The organism is Pseudoalteromonas sp. MelDa3, assembly GCF_002863625.1.
In the GTDB taxonomy this organism is placed as follows: Bacteria; Pseudomonadota; Gammaproteobacteria; order Enterobacterales; family Alteromonadaceae; genus Pseudoalteromonas; species Pseudoalteromonas arctica.
The window spans coordinates 1-3,396 of record NZ_PJBR01000171.1 but is presented as its reverse complement, the minus strand read 5'-3'; the positions used below and the strand labels follow the sequence as shown (position 1 = coordinate 3,396).

Here is a 3,396-nt window from a genome sequence, read left to right as displayed (position 1 = left end):
ATTGAGCGCCTTTTTATCTTTAACAGGTAATTACCAACCTATTGATTTTACTCAACCGTAACCGATTTAGCTAAGTTACGTGGTTGGTCAACGTCAGTGCCTTTAATTACCGCTACGTAGTACGACAGTAGCTGCAATGGCAAGGTGTAAACAATTGGCGCAATAATGTCGTCAGTGTGGTTTACGTTGATTACACGCATTGTGTCGTCTGACTCAAAGTGTGAATCTTTATCTGCGAATACGTAAATAATGCCGCCACGTGCGCGTACTTCTTCTACGTTTGATTTAAGTTTTTCTAGCAATTCGTTATTTGGTGCTACAACAATAATTGGCATGTCGGCATCAATAAGTGCTAATGGGCCGTGTTTTAGCTCGCCCGCTGCGTAAGCTTCTGCGTGAATGTACGAAATCTCTTTAAGTTTAAGCGCACCTTCCATTGCAATTGGGTATTGCGAGCCACGACCTAAAAACAATGAGTGGTGCTTATCAGCAAACTCTTCTGCAAGATCTGCAATACCATCAGCGAGTAATAATGTTTCTTCTAACTTAGCTGGAAGTACTTTAATTGCATTTACAATTGCGCTTTGATCAAGGCCTTTTTCCTGAGCTATAGACGCAGTAAGCATTAACAAACCAACTAACTGCGTTGTGAATGCTTTAGTAGATGCCACGCCTATTTCAGCGCCTGCTTTAGTCATAAAGGCAAGGTCTGATTCGCGTACAAGCGATGAACCAGGTACGTTACAAATAGTCATTGAGGCCATGTAACCTTGCTCTTTAGCTAGGCGTAATGCAGCTAGCGTATCGGCAGTTTCACCTGATTGAGAAATAGTAACAAGTAAGCTATTTTCATGAACAAACGACTGACGGTATCTAAATTCAGAAGCTATTTCTACATTACAGCTAACACCCGCAAACTGCTCAAGCCAGTAACGTGCAACCATACCTGAATGATAAGACGTACCACAGGCAATAATTTGCACATGTTTTACATCTTTAAATATTTGCTGAGCGCTTTCGCCAAAGGCATCAATTGCTACACGGTCGTCGTTTAAACGCCCTTCAAGAGTATTACGTACAGCAAGTGGCTGCTCGTAAATTTCTTTTAGCATGTAGTGACGGTAATCGCCTTTGCCTGATGCATCTTGCGTAATGTTTGATTCAATCACTTCACGCTCAACTGCGTTACCGTCTGCATCAAAAATTTCTACTGTGTCACGTGTAATACGTGCTACGTCGCCTTCTTCTAAAAAGATGAAGCTACGAGTAACAGGTAGTAATGCTAACTGATCAGACGCAATAAAGTTTTCGCCAAGGCCTAAACCAATAACAAGAGGACTACCTGAGCGCGCTACAATGATTTCGTTATCGTTGTCTTTATCAAATACAACAGTACCAAAAGCGCCTTCAAACTGTTTAACAGCTGCTTGTACTGATGCAAGTAACGTTGTGTGTTGTTTACGAAGTTGGTGAATTAAATGCACCATTACTTCTGTATCAGTGTCTGATAAGAATTCGTAACCATCTGCTTTAAGTGCTGTACGTAGGCTAGCGTGGTTTTCAATAATACCGTTGTGCACAAGTGCTAACTGGTTGTTTGATACATGTGGGTGTGCATTTGCTTCTGTAACGCTACCATGTGTTGCCCAGCGCGTATGTGCAATACCTGTATGACCGCTAACGCCTGCTTTTTCTAGAGCTGCTTCTACGTTAACTACTTTACCCACTGCTTTAACAGTATTAAGTGTGTTGCCATCAAGCAATGCTACGCCTGCTGAGTCATAACCACGGTATTCTAGGCGTTTAAGGCCTTCAACTAAAATTTTGTTTACTGGACGTTCTGCAACTGCCCCAACTATTCCACACATAGTGTCTCCATTAATTTTTAAAATACTTGCTACTGAGTAGCTATTGTATAATCTCTGCACAAATTAGTTTTACACCACACGCCTCAATTGCTTTGCGCTTATCGTCTGCTAAGCCATCGTCGGTTATTAATGTGGTTACTATTTTCCACGGTAATTCTAAATTTGGTATTTTTCGGCCAATCTTATCTGATTCAACCATTACAATTACTTCACGAGCGGCTTTTGCCATAACTTGGCTTAAACCAACTAGCTCATTAAAGGTAGTAGTACCGCGCTTTACATCTATGCCGTCAGCGCCAATAAATAGCTGATCAAAGTCGTAAGAACATAATACATTTTCAGCAACTTGCCCCTGAAATGACTCAGAATGTGGATCCCACGTTCCGCCGGTCATTAAAAGTGTCGGCTCGTTCTCGAGTGATAATAAACGACTCGCTACTTTAATAGCGTTGGTCATAACAACTAGCCCACGCTTATCAGCAAGCTCAGGGATCATAGCTGCCGTAGTGCGTCCGCTATCAATAATAATGCGGTTATGATCTTTTATAAGTTTTGCTGCAGCTTTTGCTATTGCGACTTTGCGCTTTGAATCTACTTCATCGCTAACAATTTCTTTAGGTAGTGCAATAGCACCACCGTAGCGGCGAAGTAATAAGCCACTTTTTTCAAGCGAGGTTAAATCTTTTCGAATGGTTACTTCAGATGTTTGAAACTGCTGTGCTAACTTTTCAACGGCGACTTCACCTAATTCATTAACTTGAACCAGTATATTGTGACGACGCTGCTGTGTGTTTCGTTTAGTCATAAAGCTCGTGAATTAAGTTTCATTTCGAAAGTTATGCGATTTTAAACGAAACAACTTAAATGGCAAGTGAACGAGCAAAAAAAATACAGTTTTATTCTAATAATAATAAAACTAAAAGTACGGTAAGCTATAACTAATTAAGTTATAAAGATAAATACAATGCAGTCATTTAACAGTATCAGTAAAGAATACTTAGCACAGCGAAAGCAAGCAGGTGAAACCTGCCGTTTATTTAATAAGAGCCCAAGTAAAGGCAACTTAAAACGTATCAAAGAGTTATTTTTAAAGTCGGGTGATGGTGTAATTATAGAATCAGGTTTTCATTGCGATTACGGCAATCAAATAGTTATTGGTGATCGTACTTTTATGAATATTAATTGCACACTTCTCGACTCGCCATTAGCCAATCACTCAATCACCATTGGTGATGACTGTTTAATAGGCCCGAACGTTCAGCTTTTAGCTGTGTCACATGCTACTAATCCAGCAAAAAGGCTTAATAAGGAAAACTTTGCAGCACCTATCGCGTTAGGCAATAACGTATGGGTTGGCGCAGGTGCAATTATTTTAGCGGGTGTGAGTATTGGTGAAAATAGTATTGTGGGTGCGGGTGCTGTGGTTACTAAAAATGTAATGCCTAATACTGTAGTAGCGGGTAACCCAGCTCGTGAAATAAGAACATTGTAGCTATTCTCGATGTAATTTTAACATCGGGAGTCGCTG

The 3,396-nt window shown here is 40.5% G+C and carries 3 protein-coding genes; 1 reads left to right on the top strand and 2 read right to left on the bottom strand.

The window, feature by feature from the left end; all coding sequences use genetic code 11:
• Positions 1-47 precede the first annotated feature (47 nt).
• Both glmS and CXF89_RS18725 read right to left on the bottom strand, forming a co-directional pair.
• Positions 48-1,868 (bottom strand): glutamine--fructose-6-phosphate transaminase (isomerizing), encoded by a 1,821-nt coding sequence (gene glmS / locus CXF89_RS18730; RefSeq protein WP_007580413.1) that lies wholly within the window; start codon positions 1,866-1,868, stop codon positions 48-50.
• A gap of 40 nt (positions 1,869-1,908) precedes the next feature.
• Positions 1,909-2,673: a DeoR/GlpR family DNA-binding transcription regulator gene (locus CXF89_RS18725; RefSeq protein ID WP_121955439.1), complete on the bottom strand. Its 765-nt coding sequence runs from the start codon at positions 2,671-2,673 to the stop codon at positions 1,909-1,911.
• Between the two features lie 159 nt (positions 2,674-2,832).
• On the opposite strand from CXF89_RS18725, the gene CXF89_RS18720 reads away from it, so the two are divergent.
• Entirely contained in the window at positions 2,833-3,360 is a 528-nt protein-coding gene (locus CXF89_RS18720) for a sugar O-acetyltransferase (RefSeq protein ID WP_010554506.1), read from the top strand.
• Positions 3,361-3,396: the final 36 nt, after the last annotated feature.